This window comes from Parvibaculum sp. MBR-TMA-1.3b-4.2 (assembly GCF_053628815.1).
Window position 1 is genome coordinate 1,677,904 of record NZ_JBRJHC010000001.1, and the last position, 16,704, is coordinate 1,694,607.

Annotated in this window: 15 protein-coding genes; 4 read left to right on the forward strand and 11 right to left on the reverse strand. The window is 63.0% G+C overall.

Annotated features, from left to right (window positions below; all coding sequences use genetic code 11):
- Positions 1-5 precede the first annotated feature (5 nt).
- The 9 genes from ACSSVQ_RS08020 to ACSSVQ_RS08060 form a co-directional block, all read right to left on the reverse strand.
- Positions 6-1,340 carry a glucose-6-phosphate isomerase gene (locus ACSSVQ_RS08020; RefSeq protein WP_454182118.1) on the reverse strand — a complete coding sequence of 445 codons (1,335 nt, stop codon included), beginning with the start codon at positions 1,338-1,340 and terminating at the stop codon, positions 6-8.
- Between the two features lie 110 nt (positions 1,341-1,450).
- A complete protein-coding gene (locus tag ACSSVQ_RS08025; RefSeq protein ID WP_454182120.1) occupies positions 1,451-2,836 on the reverse strand; it encodes a M16 family metallopeptidase in 1,386 nt (461 codons plus the stop codon).
- On the reverse strand, positions 2,833-4,212 hold the full coding sequence (locus tag ACSSVQ_RS08030) for a M16 family metallopeptidase (RefSeq protein WP_454182122.1): 1,380 nt from the start codon (positions 4,210-4,212) through the stop codon (positions 2,833-2,835). Before ACSSVQ_RS08030 ends, ACSSVQ_RS08025 begins: the two co-directional genes overlap by 4 nt.
- Positions 4,213-4,367: 155 nt before the next feature.
- On the reverse strand, positions 4,368-4,967 hold the full coding sequence (locus ACSSVQ_RS08035; RefSeq protein ID WP_454182124.1) for a DUF3035 domain-containing protein: 600 nt from the start codon (positions 4,965-4,967) through the stop codon (positions 4,368-4,370).
- A 136-nt stretch (positions 4,968-5,103) separates the two neighbouring features.
- Positions 5,104-5,658 carry a signal peptidase II gene (lspA, locus tag ACSSVQ_RS08040; protein WP_454182126.1) on the reverse strand — a complete coding sequence of 185 codons (555 nt, stop codon included), beginning with the start codon at positions 5,656-5,658 and terminating at the stop codon, positions 5,104-5,106.
- 22 nt (positions 5,659-5,680) lie between these two features.
- Positions 5,681-8,590 carry an isoleucine--tRNA ligase gene (gene ileS, locus ACSSVQ_RS08045; protein WP_454182128.1) on the reverse strand — a complete coding sequence of 970 codons (2,910 nt, stop codon included), beginning with the start codon at positions 8,588-8,590 and terminating at the stop codon, positions 5,681-5,683.
- 322 nt (positions 8,591-8,912) lie between these two features.
- A complete protein-coding gene (locus ACSSVQ_RS08050; RefSeq protein WP_454182130.1) occupies positions 8,913-9,341 on the reverse strand; it encodes a PaaI family thioesterase in 429 nt (142 codons plus the stop codon).
- Positions 9,342-9,355: 14 nt separating this feature from the next.
- Positions 9,356-10,228, reverse strand: a complete 873-nt coding sequence (locus tag ACSSVQ_RS08055) for an isocitrate lyase/PEP mutase family protein (protein WP_454182131.1) — start codon at positions 10,226-10,228, stop codon at positions 9,356-9,358.
- Complete coding sequence (locus ACSSVQ_RS08060; RefSeq protein ID WP_454182133.1) at positions 10,225-10,695, reverse strand: MarR family winged helix-turn-helix transcriptional regulator; 471 nt, start codon at positions 10,693-10,695, stop codon at positions 10,225-10,227. Before ACSSVQ_RS08060 ends, ACSSVQ_RS08055 begins: the two co-directional genes overlap by 4 nt.
- 74 nt (positions 10,696-10,769) lie before the next feature.
- Between ACSSVQ_RS08060 and ACSSVQ_RS08065 the strand changes: the two genes are divergently transcribed.
- From ACSSVQ_RS08065 to ACSSVQ_RS08075, 3 genes are read left to right on the forward strand one after another with little or no spacing between them, the layout of a single operon-like run.
- Complete coding sequence (locus ACSSVQ_RS08065; protein ID WP_454182134.1) at positions 10,770-11,432, forward strand: carboxymuconolactone decarboxylase family protein; 663 nt, start codon at positions 10,770-10,772, stop codon at positions 11,430-11,432.
- Positions 11,433-11,435: 3 nt separating this feature from the next.
- Positions 11,436-11,978, forward strand: coding sequence for a VOC family protein (locus ACSSVQ_RS08070; RefSeq protein ID WP_454182136.1), 543 nt, complete (start codon positions 11,436-11,438; stop codon positions 11,976-11,978).
- A 42-nt stretch (positions 11,979-12,020) separates the two neighbouring features.
- Positions 12,021-12,536 carry a hypothetical protein gene (locus ACSSVQ_RS08075; protein ID WP_454182138.1) on the forward strand — a complete coding sequence of 172 codons (516 nt, stop codon included), beginning with the start codon at positions 12,021-12,023 and terminating at the stop codon, positions 12,534-12,536.
- A gap of 3 nt (positions 12,537-12,539) precedes the next feature.
- Here the strand turns inward: ACSSVQ_RS08075 and ACSSVQ_RS08080 are convergent, their stop codons facing one another.
- Together ACSSVQ_RS08080 and ACSSVQ_RS08085 are read right to left on the reverse strand one after the other, a co-directional pair.
- Complete coding sequence (locus tag ACSSVQ_RS08080; RefSeq protein WP_454182140.1) at positions 12,540-14,189, reverse strand: hypothetical protein; 1,650 nt, start codon at positions 14,187-14,189, stop codon at positions 12,540-12,542.
- A gap of 212 nt (positions 14,190-14,401) precedes the next feature.
- Entirely contained in the window at positions 14,402-15,031 is a 630-nt protein-coding gene (locus ACSSVQ_RS08085) for a cupin domain-containing protein (protein ID WP_454182141.1), read from the reverse strand.
- A gap of 142 nt (positions 15,032-15,173) precedes the next feature.
- Between ACSSVQ_RS08085 and ACSSVQ_RS08090 the strand changes: the two genes are divergently transcribed.
- Complete coding sequence (locus tag ACSSVQ_RS08090) at positions 15,174-16,502, forward strand: aminotransferase class III-fold pyridoxal phosphate-dependent enzyme (protein ID WP_454182143.1); 1,329 nt, start codon at positions 15,174-15,176, stop codon at positions 16,500-16,502.
- The last annotated feature ends 202 nt before the right edge of the window (positions 16,503-16,704 follow it).

Genomic DNA, 16,704 nt, shown 5'->3' on the forward strand with positions numbered 1-16,704 from the left:
GCGGATTATCCCTTTCCGTCCGCCAGATAGTTCCGGGCGAGAATCTTGCCTTCTTCCACGGCGGGCTGATCGAAGGTGTCGATACCCATCATGTGTCCGGCGATCATGGTTTCCAGCATGAAGTGCATGAGAAGCGCGCCAAGCGCCCTTTCATCGAGCACGGGCACATGAAACCCGCGCACAGGCAGGCCGTTATTCACCAGCGTGTCGAAAGTTGCGCGCTGCTCGGCATCCACGAGGTCGCCGACCGTGTGACCGGACAATGCCTCAAAGGCCGTGCCCTTCGCAATCTCCGGCGCAATCGCAGGGCCCGCGCCCCTGGTATCCGTCGTGAAGACATTGAAAAGCTTGTCCTTCGGACCGCCCAGCCAAAGCTGCAACTGGCTGTGCTGGTCCACAGGCCCCAACGCGCGAATCGGCGTCGTTCCCTTGCCCTGCTTGCCGAGGCTCTCCGCCCAGAGCTGCACATGCCAGGCGAGAAAGCGTTCCATCCGGTCGGCATAGGCAAGGAAGACGCTCATATTGGCGCGTTTTTCTTCCGCGAAGGCGAGCGACAGGGCCGCACCCTGCGCAGGCGCAACGTCGCCGGCGGCTGCGCCGTCGAGGATCGGCTTCAGCACGGAGGAAGCCCCCTCGCGGATCGCTTCGACGTCGAGCCCGAAAAGATATGCAGGCGTGAGGCCGACATTGGTGAGGACCGCAAAGCGGCCGCCGACGCCGGGGTCGTGCTCCAGCGCCGGAAACCCGTTCGCCTCCGCCAGCGCCCTCAGCGCATTGGGCCTGCCATCCTTCGCGGGTTCGGTCAGCACCGCGAAGTGATGTTTCATATATTTGCCGCCACCTGCCTTTTCGATGGCGCTCATGGCCGCCAGCATCTGCATGGCAGGCTCGACCGTGCCGCCGGATTTGGAGACGACGAGGAAGCGTGTCGTCCGCAGATCGCAATTCGCGAGCAATGCGTCCATCGTGCCGGCATCCAGATTATCCACGAGATGGATGCGCGGGCTTCCCTCCGGAACCGTGTGGGCGGGCGTTCCCCAGCCGGTCAGCTGCGCCAGCGCCTGCGCACCAAGGGACGAGCCGCCAATGCCGAACAGGAAAAGGTCGCTCGTATCCTTCATCAGCCCGTCGGCCACGTCTTTCAGCGCGGGAATGTCGTCACGACGTTCCGGCACGCGCAGGAGCGGCAGGGAACCGGTATCATAGGCTTCGCGCAGCCAGACGAGCGCTTCCTCCGCCCCTGCGAGCCGGGCATCGAAGGCGGCTGCGGAAATGCCGCCGGCACCGATTTTCGCGTCGAAACAGGTATCGATGGATTGCTGATAATGCGGGCTGGTCATGCGCTGCTCACAACTGGCTGGACAGGTCCGGCGGGTGCCGACCTGCGAAGCCTAGCAAGAAGCCCGACGCGCAACCAGCCGCGACCTCTCCGCCACGGTGATGTGCCGGATCAGTTGAGACCGCCGATATCGCCGTGCCGGGGCGCTTCCCCTTCGGGCTTCATATCGCCCTCGGCAGGCACATCCTCGGAAAGATCGGGCTGGCCGACCACGGCGACAAGCCATTTGCCGGATCCGAGAATGCGTTTGGCCGCGCGTTGCACGTCGTCCCGCGTCACCGCCTCGACCATGCCATTGCGTTTATCGACATAATCGATCCCCAGTCCTTCAAGCTGTATGCCCAAAAGCTGGTCGGCGATCGAGCTGTTGGAATCGAATCGCAGCGGATAGGAGCCGGTGAGATAGGTTTTGGCGTCCTTGAGTTCGTCGGGCGTTACGCCGGATTTCGCCATGCGCTCCAATTGCTCGCGCACGATCTTCAGCGATACGCCGACCGTCTTGTTCTTGGTGCCGAGCTGCCCGAAGAAGAAGCCTGCGTGATCCAGCGGATAGAGCGTGGAATAGACGGAATAGACGAGGCCGCGCTTCACGCGCACCTCTTCCATCAGGCGAGAGGAAAAGCTGCCGCCGCCCAGAACGTAGTTCATCACATAGGCCGGGATAAAATCGGGGTCGTTACGCTTGATCCCCGGCATGCCGAACATCACCACCGATTGCGGGTAAGGTTTTTCGACGACGACAGGCTTCTTTTTCGTCGCAATCGTCACATCCGGCAATTGCGGCAGGTCAGCATGTTCCGGCAGGTTGCCGAACGCCTCGTCGAGCATCGGACCCAGCTCCTCCGGCGTGATCGGGCCGACCACGGCGATCTTCAGATTGTCGCGCGCAAGGACATGCTTCACGAAGCCTTTGAGATCGGCTTGCGTGATCGCCTTGACGGTCTCCGGCGTGCCGTCGGTCGGTCGGGCATAGGGGTGCTTGCCAAATGCCGTTTCGAACCAGGCGCGCCCGGCCAGCCAGTTCGGGTTTTCCTTCTTCTGCGACAGGTTCGTCAGAATCTGCGCCCGAATGCGTTCCACCGCCTGCTCGTCGAAGCGCGGTTTGCCGATAGCCAGGGCGAAAAGACGAAAGGCCTCGTCGCGCCGGCCGGCCAGCGTCTTGAGCGTGGCGGAGAAATGATCGCGTCCCGCATCGAAGCCGAGCTTCACGGCATTGTCGTCCAGCGCCTTCTGATAGGTCTGCGAGCCCATATCGCCCGCGCCCTCGTCCAGCAGGCCCGACACCATATTGGCAAGGCCCTGCTTGTCTTTCGGGTCGTAGGCTGCGCCGCCGCGCCAGGCTGCCTTCATGACGATCATCGGCACCTGATGCTCTTCGACCAGCCAGGCCTCGATACCGCCGGGGCTGACCACACGCTCGATGTCCAGCGCCTCGGCCGGAACGGCGACGATCAGGAAGAGGAAAGAGGCCGCGACAAAGGAAAGGATACGGTTCACGATTTTTCCTCCGGCAGCAATTCGCCCGTCACGTAGTGGGTTCCATCGAAGAGTTTGCGTGCCGCCGCCATCACATCGTTGGCCGTGACCTGTTTCACATAGGACGGCCAGTCATGGATGATGTCGGGCTTCACCCCGACCATAAGCGCACTGCCATAGGCATTGGCCATATGCATCTGGTCGTCGCGGGCATATACGGATTCAGCCTCAATGAGCGTTTTCGCCCTTTCGAGCTCTTCCGCGGTAACGCCGTCCTTCAGCAGACCGGCGATGACGGCATCGACGGATTTCTCGATTTCGGGAAACCCCGCCTTGCCGCGCGGGATGGCATAGAAGCCGAACTCGCCGCTATCGCGCCGTCCGCCGGAATACCAGCTCTGCGCGGAAGCGGCGATCCCCTGATCGACCACCAGCGTCTTGTAGAGGCGGCTCGTCGTGCCGGCGCCGAGGATTTGCCCCAGCACCTCGAAGGCCGCGCCCTCTTCGGGCGAAAGGGCGGCATATTGAGGGGCGAGATAGGTGCGCATCCAGACAGGCTCGCTGACGCGCTTGTCGCGGACGACTTCCCGCACCGATTTGGCGAGCGGCTTCACCGGCGGCGGCGTGCGTTCGATCCGGTCGGCACGATTTTTTATGACGCCGAAATATTTTTTCGCCAGCGGCTTCAGTTCATCGGCGTCGATGTCGCCTGCCACGACGAGGGTGGCGTTTGCCGGCGTGTAGTACCGGTCGTAGAAGGCCCTGGCATCGGCGCCGGTCAGCCCTTCGACATCCTGCTTCACACCGATCACCCGACGCGCGTAAGGATGGGTGCCGTAAAGCGCGTGGTCCATCTTCTTGCTGAGCTTCGACATCGGGTTGTTCTCGATGCGCATGCGGTACTCTTCCAGCACCACATTGAGTTCCGTTTTCGCAATCTTGTCGGTCAGCGAGAGATTGGCCATGCGGTCGGCCTCGAGCTTCAGCACGAGAGGCAGCCGGTCGCGGGCGATCACTTCGTAATAGGCGGTGTAGTCGTAGCTGGTGAAGGCGTTCTCGGTCCCGCCATTGCGGTCGATGACCTTGGAAAATTCGCCCGGCGCCAGATCCTTCGTGCCCTTGAACATCAGATGTTCGAGGAAATGGGCGAGCCCCGTCTTGCCCTTTGCTTCGTCGGCCGATCCGACATCGTACCAGACCATGCTGGTGACGACCGGCGCGCGGTGGTCGGGGATCACGAGGACGCGCATCCCGTTGGACAAGCCGAAGCTCTGCGGCGCGGTATCGGCGGGCTTTTCCGCCAGCGCGGGCGCGACTGCCAGCGAAACCGCCATGGCGCAACCGAGCGCCAGTCGGCGGAACAGAATTTTCGTCGGAGAGAAAATCGCAAACGTCAAAACAGTCTCCTCACGCAGCCCGCGGGGCCGCGAAGGGACCCATCGCGTCATGCTATCGACTGCCCCGGGCGATGCGCAGTTAAAACCCGTTCATCAAACGGTCGCCCCGCCCTGACGGCGAAGGTGGCGGGTGACATCAACTGTCGAGAGGGCAGTCAGAAAATATCTTCCAGAATGCCCTTTTCCTCGGGCTCCACAGTCGGCGTCTTGCCTTCCGTGACGGGCTTGCCTTCCGCCGTGTTCGCACGGATGCGCTTGGCCTCTTCAGGTGCGTTCACCATGGGCTCAGCGGGCGGCGTGCTGCCGTCTTTCCAGAAGAGAACATCGTCCACGAAGCTGTCATCGCGTTCCACGAGCGAGCGGCTTTCGGAATTCACGACCTGGCGGATACGGGGATCGGCCTTGTCGGCGCCCGCATTGGCCAGCAGCGCCTGTTCACCCGGCGACAGCGTTTCGGCGGCAGGGGCGCTTTGTCCATTGCCGCCGATCAGGGCTTCCTGCGCGGTGGCGGAGGGCGACAGGCTTGCCTCCTGCGGGCGCGGCGCACCCGGCTCGGGCGGGCGGAGCGAATAATCCGGCGGGATCACAAGCGGCGCCTTGGTGACGACGGCAAACTCGTCCGGCGCGTTCTTGCCCATACCCAGCGCGTCTGTAAGGCCACCCCCGCCACAGCCGGCCAGACCCAGCGAAAGCGCTCCGATGGCAATGATGGCCGCCGTGCGGCGAGCCGGTTTCCTGTTTGCGGACATGCTCATGAACCCGTTCAACTCCCTGTCCCCAAAGGCTTTTCAGCACTCGGGACGATCCGTTCCGCGGCACCCTGCCCGGTGACCGCGATATTTGAGGCGCATCCTAGCAGATCGTTCCGGTTAGGCCAGAGGCGAAGCCTTCTCAGCCTCGCTCACCGCCATCGCGATCCGTCGCCGCCTTCTCTCCCCGGCCTTCCAGCATGGAATCGAGGAAAATCAGGATCACGCCCAGCACGATCCAGATATCGGCGACATTGAAGATGTACCAGTAATAGCCCCAGGCGTGAAAACTGAAGAAGTCGGCGACCGCTCCATAGACGAATCGGTCATAGACATTGCCCAGCGCGCCGCCGATGACGAGGCCGATGGCAAGCGCCATGCGCCAATGCGTTACCCGGGCAAGCCAGAGGCTCAAGCCGCTGACGACCAGCAGCGCAAAGAGAATGAGCAGCACGACCCCGCCCGTTCCTTCCGCCTGAAAGAGGCCATAGCTCACGCCCTTGTTCCAGGCCATGACGAGGTCGAAAAACCCCGTGACCTGAACGCGGACCTTTTCGGGCATGTCGTACTGGAAAAGCATCCACCATTTGTGGAGGCGGTCTGTTGCGAAGGCGAGAATGGCGACGAGGATTCCGGCGAGCGAAAGCGGCCCCCACCAGGTCTCACGCTTGAAGAGATCGGAGGCCGTCCATTTCATCGCCGTTTCCTTCGCTTACCGCTTACGCCGCGGATTTCGCATCCCATTCCCGAACCGCCTCAGCGTCGCGGGGCGTCAGGTCAGGATAATCCGGATCGGAGCCGACCTCGGGGAGAATTTTCCAGGAGCGCGCACATTTGCGGCCCTCGGCCAGTTTCGGCACCACGGCAACGCCGGATACGTCTTCCAGGCGGAAGGCATCCGCCGGGCCCTCGCCCTCGACAAGGGAGGCCTGGCTGGTGATGGCAATTTCGGCAAGGTCGATCCCCTGCATCGCTTCGATGAGTTCAGGACGGGAGACATAAACCTCGGGCGCGGCTTCGAGGCTTGCCCCTATGCGCTTTTCGCGGCGCTCCACTTCCAGCGCACCGGTGACGACGCGGCGAAGCTCGCGCACCTTCTTCCACTTCTCCGACAGCATCTCGTTGCGCCAGTCCGCGGGCACGTCGGGGAAGGTGCGCAGATGCACCGAATTGTCCTCGCCCGGGAAGCGCGACAGCCACACTTCCTCGACCGTGAAGCAGAGTATCGGCGCAAGCCAGGCCGTCAGGCAGTTGAAGAGTTCGTCCAGCACTGTGCGGCAAGCACGACGGCGAAGGCTCGAAGGCGCATCGCAATAGAGCGTGTCCTTGCGGATGTCGAAATAGAAGGCGGAGAGGTCCACATTCATGAAGTTCGACAGCGTATGCGTCACGCGCTTGAAGTCGTAATCCATGTAAGCCTGACGCACGAGCCCGTCGAGTTCTGCGAGGCGATGCAGGATCGACCGCTCAAGTTCCGGCATGTCGGCGACGGCCACGCGTTCGCTCTCTTCGAAGCCTGCGAGATTGCCGAGCATGTAGCGGAAGGTGTTGCGCAGCTTGCGGTAGGCTTCGACATTCGACTTGATGATCGCGTCGCCGATATTGTGGTCGTCCCAATAATCCGTGCCCGCCACCCAGAGGCGCAGGATGTCGGCGCCGTTCTGCTTGATGACTTTCTCCGGCTCGATGGCATTGCCGAGCGACTTGGACATCTTGGTGCCCTTGTCGGTCAGCGTCATGCCATGGGTCAGCACCTGCTTGTAAGGCGCGCGGCCGCGCGTGGCGCAGCTTTCCAGAAGCGAGGACTGGAACCAGCCGCGATGCTGGTCGGAGCCTTCCAGATAAAGGTCGGCGGGCGTCGGCATGCCGCGTTCTTCCAGAACGAAGGCGTGGGTGGAGCCTGAATCGAACCAGACATCGAGAATGTCGGTTACCTTTTCCCAGTCGTCGGCATTGTAGTCATTGCCGAGGAAGTCGCCTGCCGGTTTCTCGAACCAGGCATCCGCGCCTTCCTTCGCCACGGCGTCCACGATGCGGGCATTCACCGCTTCGTCGCGCAGCAGCGAGCCATCGTTTTTGTTCACGAAAAGCGTCAGCGGCACGCCCCATGCACGCTGGCGGGACAACACCCAGTCGGGACGGCCCTCGACCATGGAATGGATACGGTTGCGCCCGCGCGCGGGCACCCAGCGCACCTTGTCGATTTCTTCCAGCGCCACATCGCGCAACTGCTTGCCGCCCGCAGGCTCGATCTTCGTGTCCATGGCGACGAACCATTGCGCCGTGTTGCGGAAGATGAGCGGCGCCTTGGAACGCCAGCTATGCGGATAGGAATGGGTGAGCTTGCCATGGGCGAGCAGCGCGCCCGCCTTTTCAAGCTCCGCCATCACGGTCTTGTTGGCATTGCCGTCCTTGCCCTGCCGGTTCAGCACGAAGCATCCGGCGAAGAGCGGCACGTCATCGTAATAGGTGCCTTCCTCATTCACCGTTTCCGGGATGCCCTTGTAGCCGAAATTCTGTACCCAGAGCATGTAGTCGTCCTGGCCATGCCCCGGCGCGGTGTGGACGAAGCCGGTACCGGCCTCTTCCGTCACATGGTCGCCCGCGAGAAGCGGCACGTCGAACTCATAGCCCTGCCCGCGGAAAGGATGCGCGCAGATCATGCCCTTCAGCATGGTCGCATCGACATGATGCACACGTTCCCACGACTCGACGCCCGCAGCCTTGAACACGTCCGGTGCCAGCGCATCGGCCAGCACGATCTTTTCGCCGGTTTTCGCCAGCGATCCCTCATTCACCGCGTCGATGCGGTAAAGGCCGTAGTCGATCTTGTCGGAATAGGCGATGGCGCGGTTACCGGGGATGGTCCAGGGCGTCGTCGTCCAGATGACGATCGCCGCGCCGTCCAGTTCGGCAGGTGGCGAAACGATGGGGAAGCGTACCCAGATCGTCGGCGAGACGTGATCGGCATATTCGACTTCGGCTTCGGCCAGCGCGGTCTTTTCGACGACCGACCACATGACGGGCTTGGAGCCGCGATAGAGCGAGCCATTCATCAGGAATTTCTGGAACTCGCGCACGATCACCGCTTCGGCGTCATAGGCCATGGTGAGGTAGGGATTATCCCAGTCGCCCTGCACGCCGAGGCGCTTGAACTCCTCGCGCTGCACATCCACCCATTTCTGGGCGAACTCGCGGCATTCGCGGCGGAATTCGAGCGGCGGCACCTCGTCCTTGTTCTTGCCCTTCTTGCGGTACTTCTCCTCGATTTTCCATTCGATGGGAAGGCCGTGGCAGTCCCAGCCGGGCACGTAGGCGGCGTCCTTGCCCATCATCTGCTGCGAGCGGACGACGATGTCCTTCAGCGTCTTGTTGAGGGCATGGCCGATATGGATGTTGCCATTGGCGTAGGGCGGGCCGTCGTGAAGGGTGAAGGTCTCGCGGCCCTTGGATTCTTCCCGCAGGCGCTTGTAGAGGTCCATCTTCTCCCAGCGGGCGAGCCATTCCGGCTCGCGCTTGGGCAGACCCGCCTTCATGGGGAAGTCGGTTTTGGGCAGGAAGAGCGTCTCGCGATAGTCGCGGCCGGCTTCTTCGGTGTTGGCGGAATCGGATTTCGTTTCAGATGACATGAGGGGTCTCGGAAAGTTCGGGGTTCGCGCGAATGCTCAGGATGGGTCCCGGTCCGTGCCCCGGCCCCTCGTCATAGGGGCGCTCAGCGGCACGCCGGGCGGCTAATTCGCGGCGCTATGCAGGGCTTGCACCCCTCATCCGCCCCTATGGAAACGAGCTTTGTCATGCGCCGGTTTCTAGCAGCCGAACCCCTAACAGTCCAGTAACGGGCGCAACACCCCACATTGTCATGCCCGGACTTAATCCGGGCATCCAGAGCGGCATACCGCATATCTATGCGCTGGATTGCCGGGTCGAGCCCGGCAATGACACAGGGGCGGGTCAGGCCGGAATGATCTTCTCCACCGCCCTCGCCTTCAGGCAGAGCTTGCCCTCGTCATTGGTGAAGACAGCCTCTACATAGGCCTGGTTCTTCGACTTGTTGACCACATGTCCCTCGCAATGGAGCGTACCGGCGGTCACGGGGCGGAAGAAATGCATCTGGAGGTCGGCGGTGGTGAAATTTTTGTCGTCCTCCAGCATGCTCATCAGGGCGAAGGAGCAGGTCTGGTCGGCAAGCGTCGCCAGATAGCCGCCGAAAACGGCCACCGGGTTCATGTAGTCCGGGTTTACCGGCCAGTCGAAGCGGATACGGCCCGGCTCCAGCACCGTCAGCTCGCCCGAATAGAGATTGAGGGCCGTCACATGGGGCGGAGCTTTTTCCGTTTCCCCCGCCGCGATCCGCTTCATGATATTGGCCCAGCTCGGCATACCGTCTCCTCGTCTTATTCTTCGGTGGCGAGTTTCGCCGCCTCGGCCAGCATTTCGGGCAGGCCGATCAGCTCGTTATAGCGCTGGAAGGTGACCCGCTCGGTCCCTTGCGGCAGCCCCTCCCCTTTGAGAAGCGTTGCATAGACCGATTGCAGCCTTGCCGTCACGGCCAGAAGCGCCGCCACGGGATAGATCGCCAGCTTGAAGCCCAGCGCCTCCAGCTCACGGGCGGGAAGATAGGGCGTCTTGCCGTCCTCCACCATGTTGGCGACCAGCGGCACCCCCTTGAAGGTCTCGCAAACCTTCGTCATTTCCGCTTCCGTCTGCGGGGCCTCGATGAAAAGAAGATCTGCGCCCGCTTCGAGGAAGGCCTCGCCGCGCCTCAAGGCCTCGTCGAGGTCATGCGTCGCGCGGGCATCGGTCCGCGCCATGACCTTGAAGGCCTTGCTCGACCGTGCGTCCACGCAGGCGCGGATCTTGGCGGCGGCATCCTCCCGCCCGATCACTTCCTTGCCTTCCATATGGCCGCAGCGCTTGGGGAAGGCCTGATCCTCGATCTGGATGCAGGCCGCGCCCGCCCGTTCGTAGGCGCGTGTGAGACGCGCCGCATTGAGCGGGCCGCCATGGCCGTTATCGCCATCGGCAAAGAGCGGCACGGGCGCGCTGGCCTCTGCCAGCGCGGCGACGCGGGCGACCATCTCGCTTGCGCTCATCAGACCGATATCGGGCAGGCCCAACGTCGAGCCCGCCACGCCGAAGCCCGTCATATAGACGGCATCCGCGCCCGCCTGCATGGCCAGCCTCGCCGACAGCGCATCATAGGCGCCGGGCGCCACGATCAGGCCGGGGGCCACCAGCAATTCGTCCAGCGTCTTCGTCTCGCTCATATCGCTTCTTTCTTTTTTCTCTCGCCGCTCGCGTCCAGCAGCGGCGCCTCTCCCCAATCGGCGTCGAGAATTTCGGCAAGCCTGTCCGCCGCCCCTTCGCCCAGCCTCCGGTCCAGCAGCGCTTCCAGTTCCTCTATCACGTGAAGCGCCTCCTGCCGCATGGCAGCACCCTCCGGGGCGAATTCCACGATCTTGCAGCGTTTGTCCTGCGGGTCGGGCAGCAGGCGGACCAGCTTCTTTTCTTCCAGCTCGCGCAGCGCCGTGTTCATGGATTGGCGCGTCACGCCGATCAGCCGCGCCAGTTCCGAGGGACGGCGGATGCCAGCCTGCACATACATCATGGTCATGGATTCAAGACGGCGCACACCGCCCCAGCCGCGCTTGTCCAGATTGCGCTGGAGTGCGCCATCGAACCACATGAAGCGGTTGAGGAGCTGGGCCATCAAGAGGCCGGTCTGGCGGGTCATCCCAAGATTTCTCCCTTGTGCGTATTGTCAGTTTATCTTACGTTTTTCCATCAACGCAATGGGAGGGGAGCCTGATGCCGCGTTTGAGAGAGGTCGGAAAGGCGGATGCCGATCCGTTCACCCAGCAACTTTACAAGATGCTTTTCGGCGACCGCGACCCGGTGAAGGAGCCGGGCACGGCAACAGGCACGCCCGGCAACTGGTGGACCGTCTTTGCGCTGGTGCCGGATGCCTTCAAGCACACGACAGAAGGCTTTCAGTTCTACCGGAGCCCGAACCGCAAGCTCGACCCGAAGCTGCGCGAGCTGGGGCAGATCCGGGCCGGTTTCGCCCGCGGCTCGCAATTCGTCTTCTCGCAGCACTGCAAGGCCTGCCGCGATGTGGGTTTCACCGAGGAGCAGATCGAGGCCATTCCGCACTGGCCCATCGCCAATTGCTGGGAGCCCGTCGAGCGCGCACTGCTGGCCTATACAGACTGCTTGGTGTTGCAGGGCGGGCGCGTACCCGAAGCGATCTTCGACGAGATGAAGAAATATCTCTCCCACGAAGAGATCCTCGAATTCACCTATGTGACCTGCACCTACGAAATGCATGCCACGATGAGCAAGGCGCTCCGGCTCGAATATGACGACGTCGATGAGAGAATCGTCGAGGTCGACGCGCCGGAGGGAAACTCGGCCGACGTGATGAGCATGGTCGACACGGACACAGCAGACACGCAAAAGGGAGGAGACTGAACGATGGGTTATCATCATCTGGCGCTTGCCGCGCGCGACATGAAAGCCATCCACGACTTCTATGAAGGCGTGATGGGATTCCAGCTCGTGAAGGTTGAAGTCGGCCCTTCGCCTCAGGGCGGCTGGGCCAAGCATTTCTTTTACCGCATGGAAGACGATTCCAAATTCATCGCCTTCTGGGAAATGCACGACATGCCGGGCACGGAGAATTTCGAGACCAATCTCTCCAAGGCCGCGGGCGTGCCCGACCATATCAACCACATCTCCTTCGATGTGAAGGACATGGACGAGTTGCAGGCGCGCAAGCAGCGCTGGCTCGATGCCGGTCATGACGTGCTGGAGATCGACCATAACTGGTGCTATTCGATCTACACCAAGGACCCGAACGACAATTTCGTCGAGTTCTGCCTGACGACGGGCAACTTCACCGATGAAGACCGGAAGAATGCGCTCGCCGCGCTGACGGCGGAGAAGCCGGAATTCTCCAAGCCCCCGACGAATATCCTGACGCACAGTGCGAGCGCCAAGGAACCGGCCAACGCCTGACCGCCGCTACCGGGACCCATTGCCGAGAGGAGAGAAAGCAGGATGAAAGACCTGCTTATGCCCTGGTATGGCGAAATCAAGTTCCTTCACCTGATCTTCGTCGCCATCTGGGCGTTTTCGACCGCCGTCGCCTATCAGAACTATGTGCTGCCAGCCTTCCGCAAGGCGTTCGACAATCCCGACGACGCAGACGCCATCGCACATCGCAACAAGATGATCGAGGCTTTCGACCAGGGCGTGATGCTGGAGCATGTAGCCTTTCCGATGGTGCTCCTGACCGGGCTCACGCTCCTCTGGATCGGCGACTGGTCGCCGGAAAGCTCGGGCTGGCTCGCGGCGAAACTCACCCTCGTCCTTCTCGTCTTCATTCCGATGGAGATCGTGGACTATCGCATCTCGCATTTTTCCCGGCCAAAGCGCGAGATGCGGCTCGCAGGCGATATGGACTCCTACGAGGCCGCCATCGCCTTTCACTGGCGCTTCCTGCGGGTCAGCACGGTTCTGGTGGTCACCACCATTCCGGCCGCGATCTTTCTGGCCGTGGTGAAACCGTTCTGATGCTTAGAGCGGCCAGTTGAAGCTCCAGCCGATCCGGACCTCTTCCGCCTCGTCATCGGTATCGGACAGGCGCGCGCGCAGGCTGGTGCTGAAAGGCAGGGCCCTCGCCTTCAGCCTTACCCCGGTCTCCACCGCATGGATGAAATGACGCGTGGCGGCAACCCCTCCCGCAGCGGCGCCATAGACGATCCGGTCCAGCCGCCATTGCGACGAGATCGAGGAATAGGGTTCGATGGCGGCGAAATATTCCGTCGGCGCCACTTTCACCGTCAGACGGCCCCTGCCGGTGGCCCGCTTGCGGATACGGGTTTCACTAACACCGTCCCGGGATGCGGCAACACCGATCCGCGACGCATCCAGACTGCCCGATGGGGTGAAGACGAAACGCCCCTCCTCATCCAGCTTCCACCGCGCCCGGACGCCCGCCCCGCTCAGCCAGCCTTCGCCCGCATAGCGTTCCGCACCCTCCGGGTTTTCCACCCGGTCTTCTCGCCAGCCATACCCGCCATATACCCGAATGCGCGTATGCCGTTCCGGCACCCATGCGAGGTAGGGCGTGACAAGCCATGCCCGTCCGTTCAGCGCGGCGTGCGAGGCGGTCGCCGTGCGATGGGTTTCTTCCCATGTCAGGATCGCGCCGGTTTCCCAGTCATCGGCGAGCGGATAGGCGACGCCGCCGCTCGTTGCAAGGCGTCGCGTCGCCTGCCCGACTTTCCAGCTGCCTGCGGTATGCGCCCAGAAGTTCACATCCTTGCCATTGCCCAGAGCGAGGCTGCGCGGCGCGAGGTGCCGCCAGGCAAGGCCGGAGACGAATTGCGCGACCGGCAGCAGATCGACCGGCGAGGGCGCCGCCGGCCTTTCCGGCCGCAGCAGGGGCATCGGCGACGAACTCGACGCGGCCCGTCGTGCTTCGCGGATCACCTTGCCGGTCGTATCCATTTCCGTCTGCCGGGCGTCGCGGCGCCAACGGTCGCGCATGGCAAGTTCCTCGCCCGACGCCCAGCCGAACCGCGCGCTGAGCGGGGCCTTGTCGCTCGCGGCGAGAGGCAGCATCGCCCCGCCGACCGCCTCGCGGTAGCGGACGGCGCGATCCTCCCCAAGCCGACCGTCGGCCTCGTATATGCCGATCACCGCCTGCTGCCAGCCGCGCACGATCCGGCGGATGAAGCCGAGATAGGCGCGCTCGCTGCCGAAATTCGCCGTCTGCGCGGCGGGCGGCTCGCGATCGGCAGCCGCCGCCATCGCCGCATATCCCGCCTGCCAGCCCTTCGTCGCCGCCTCGGCATAGGCGTCCTCGAAGACGGAGGCCGGACGGCCCGTCATGCGCGCGGCGGCTTGCGGGTCGCAGCCGGTGCACTGCGTCGTCTCGCGCAGCCTTGCCGCGCTCATGCCCGGCACTTCGTGAATATCGGGCAGCGCGGAGAGATCGAGTTGAGGCCCGCTTGCCGCCGCAAAGCTCAGCCCGGCGGAAGAGGCACCAGTCTTGTCTGCCACCGCACGTTCGAGCGCGTCGAGATGCAGGGAGATGAGATTGTTCTGGTCGGCAAAGATGTAGCTGTCGGGCGCGTTATCGGGCGCAGCGAGTGCGCCGCCCGCGCAAACGGACGCCAACAGACCCGATAATGCGAAGACCGAGACAGCTCTGCGCGTCATGAATCCCGTCAGCCCGGCAATGTGTCGTGATCGGGCCCTGCCCGTCATCGGGACGGGGGCACCTTCGCCATGAGAGCATCGGTGCCGTCTCCCTCAAAACCCTTTCGGGAGCGACAGGATAAAAACGGGGTGATTTTTGATCCCGGGCAAGCGAATCGGCCCGGCCTTACCATAAGCAGGGCGCAATGACGTCTATCCCGGTACGGATCGTCTTAAAAGCTCGGGGGCGTGCAGGCCGAGACGACGACGCAGTCGATAGTGCCCGGATTGCGGAAGCGATGCGGCAGACGACTGTCGAAATAGAAGGCATCGCCCGCCACCAGCTTGCGCACTTCGCCGCCGACGGTCAGTTCCATCACGCCGGAAATCACGATGCCGCATTCCTCACCCGCATGGGAGAGCATCTCCTCGCCCGTATCGGCGCCGGGTACATAGCGCTCATGCATCATCTGGATGGAGCGGCCCCGCGTGTCGCGGCCGACGAGGCGAAAGCTCACATCGCCTTTGGAGATTTCGCGCAGTTCCTTCGCCTCATAGAAGACCTTGCGGCGCGGTTTCAGGTCGAGGGTCAGGAAATCAGCGATCGAGATCGGAAAGCCGCCCAGCACCTTCTTCAGCGACCCGATGGAGGGGCTGATGCGGTTCTGCTCGATGAGCGAGATGGTGCCATTGGTGACGCCGGCGCGCTTGGCGAGTTCGCGCTGCGAGAGCCCGTGCATCTTGCGCAGCTCTTTCAGCCGCGAACCGATATCGGGCACGTCGTCGCCCGCCTCCGCGGTTTCCCCGCTTGAGGGCGCCGGTTTATCGCTTGCGCCATGGGCGCGTCTGAAATCACCTGCCATGCGTTTAAGATACTAGACGCGACGGGCAAGTCACGCATGAAAATACCGCTGAACCGCCTTGCTTTCGGGTGGCGGGAATATTTCAATCGGTTAGTTTCCCATGACAGATTTTGTACCGCGATTGCCTCAAGGAGACCGCATTATGAGCGCAGATGCCCCCGCGCCGAACGATCTTGAAAGCTTCTGGCTTCCCTTCACGCCCAACCGGCAGTTCAAGCGCGAGCCGCGCCTGATCTCCCGCGCGAAGGACATGCATTATTACAAGACCGACGGCGAGCAGGTGCTCGATGCGACGGCGGGGCTTTGGTGCTGTAATGCCGGCCATTGCCGCGAGCCCATCGTCTCCGCGATCCAGGCCCAGGCGGCGGAACTCGATTTCGCGCCGTCCTTCCAGTTCGGCCACCCGAAGGCTTTCGAGCTTGCCAGCCGCATCGCGCAGCTTGCGCCGAACGACCTAGATCATGTGTTCTTCGCCAATTCCGGTTCCGAGGCCGCCGACACGGCGCTCAAGATCGCCATCGCCTATCATCGGATGAACGGCGAGGGCAGCCGTACCCGCCTTATCGGCCGCGAGCGCGGCTATCACGGTGTCGGCTTCGGCGGCATTTCGGTCGGCGGCATGGTCGCCAACCGCAAATTCTACGGGCCGCTTCTGTCCGGTACCGATCACCTCCGCCACACCTATAACCGCGACGAGCAGGCCTTCACCATCGGCCAGCCGGAATGGGGTGCGCATCTGGCCGACGACCTCCAGCGCCTGGTGGAGCTGCATGACGCCTCCACCATCGCCGCGGTGATCGTGGAGCCGATGGCGGGTTCGACCGGCGTGCTGCCGCCGCCCAAGGGCTATCTGGAACGGGTGCGCGAGATCTGCGACCAGCACGGCATTCTGATGATTTTCGACGAGGTGATTACGGGCTTCGGACGCCTCGGCCACGCCACGGCGGCCGAACGCTTCGGCGTCACGCCGGACATCCTCACCTTTGCCAAGGGCGTCACCTCCGGCACCGTGCCGATGGGCGGCTGTATCGTGCGCAACCACATCTACGAAGCCTTCCAGACCGGCCCCGACCACGCCATCGACCTTTTCCACGGCTACACCTATTCGGGCCATCCCATGGCGTCGGCGGCGGGTCTTGCCACGCTCGACCTCTATCGGGACGAAGGCCTTTTCGAACGCGCCCGCGCGCTGGAGCCGAAATTCGCGGAAGCGGCCATGGCGCTGAAGGATCACCCGCTGGTGCTCGACATCCGCACCATCGGCCTTGCCGTCGGCTTCGACCTTGCGCCGGTGGACGGGCTACCGGGCAAGCGCGGCTTCGACGTCATGCGCGATGCGTTCCATAACGAAAACATCATGCTGCGCGTCTCGGGCGACACGCTGGCCATGTCGCCGCCGCTGATCGCGGAGGAATCCCATGTCGCGGAGATTTTCGAAAAGTTCCGGAACGTGCTCGACCGGGCGGGCTAAACCGACGGAAAAGGCCGGAAAACAGGGCCAAAAGGGGTGCGACACTTTGGCAGACCCTTTGCCTCTTCCGGCCCCTTGCGAGGGCGCGATGTGCAACCCACCTATGGATTGTTCCCTCTGATAGTAACGGGACCGGCCCTCCCCTCCCCCTCAGGCCGGTCCCGATATCAAACCCCTCGCAGCTCCCCCCTGCGAGGGGTTT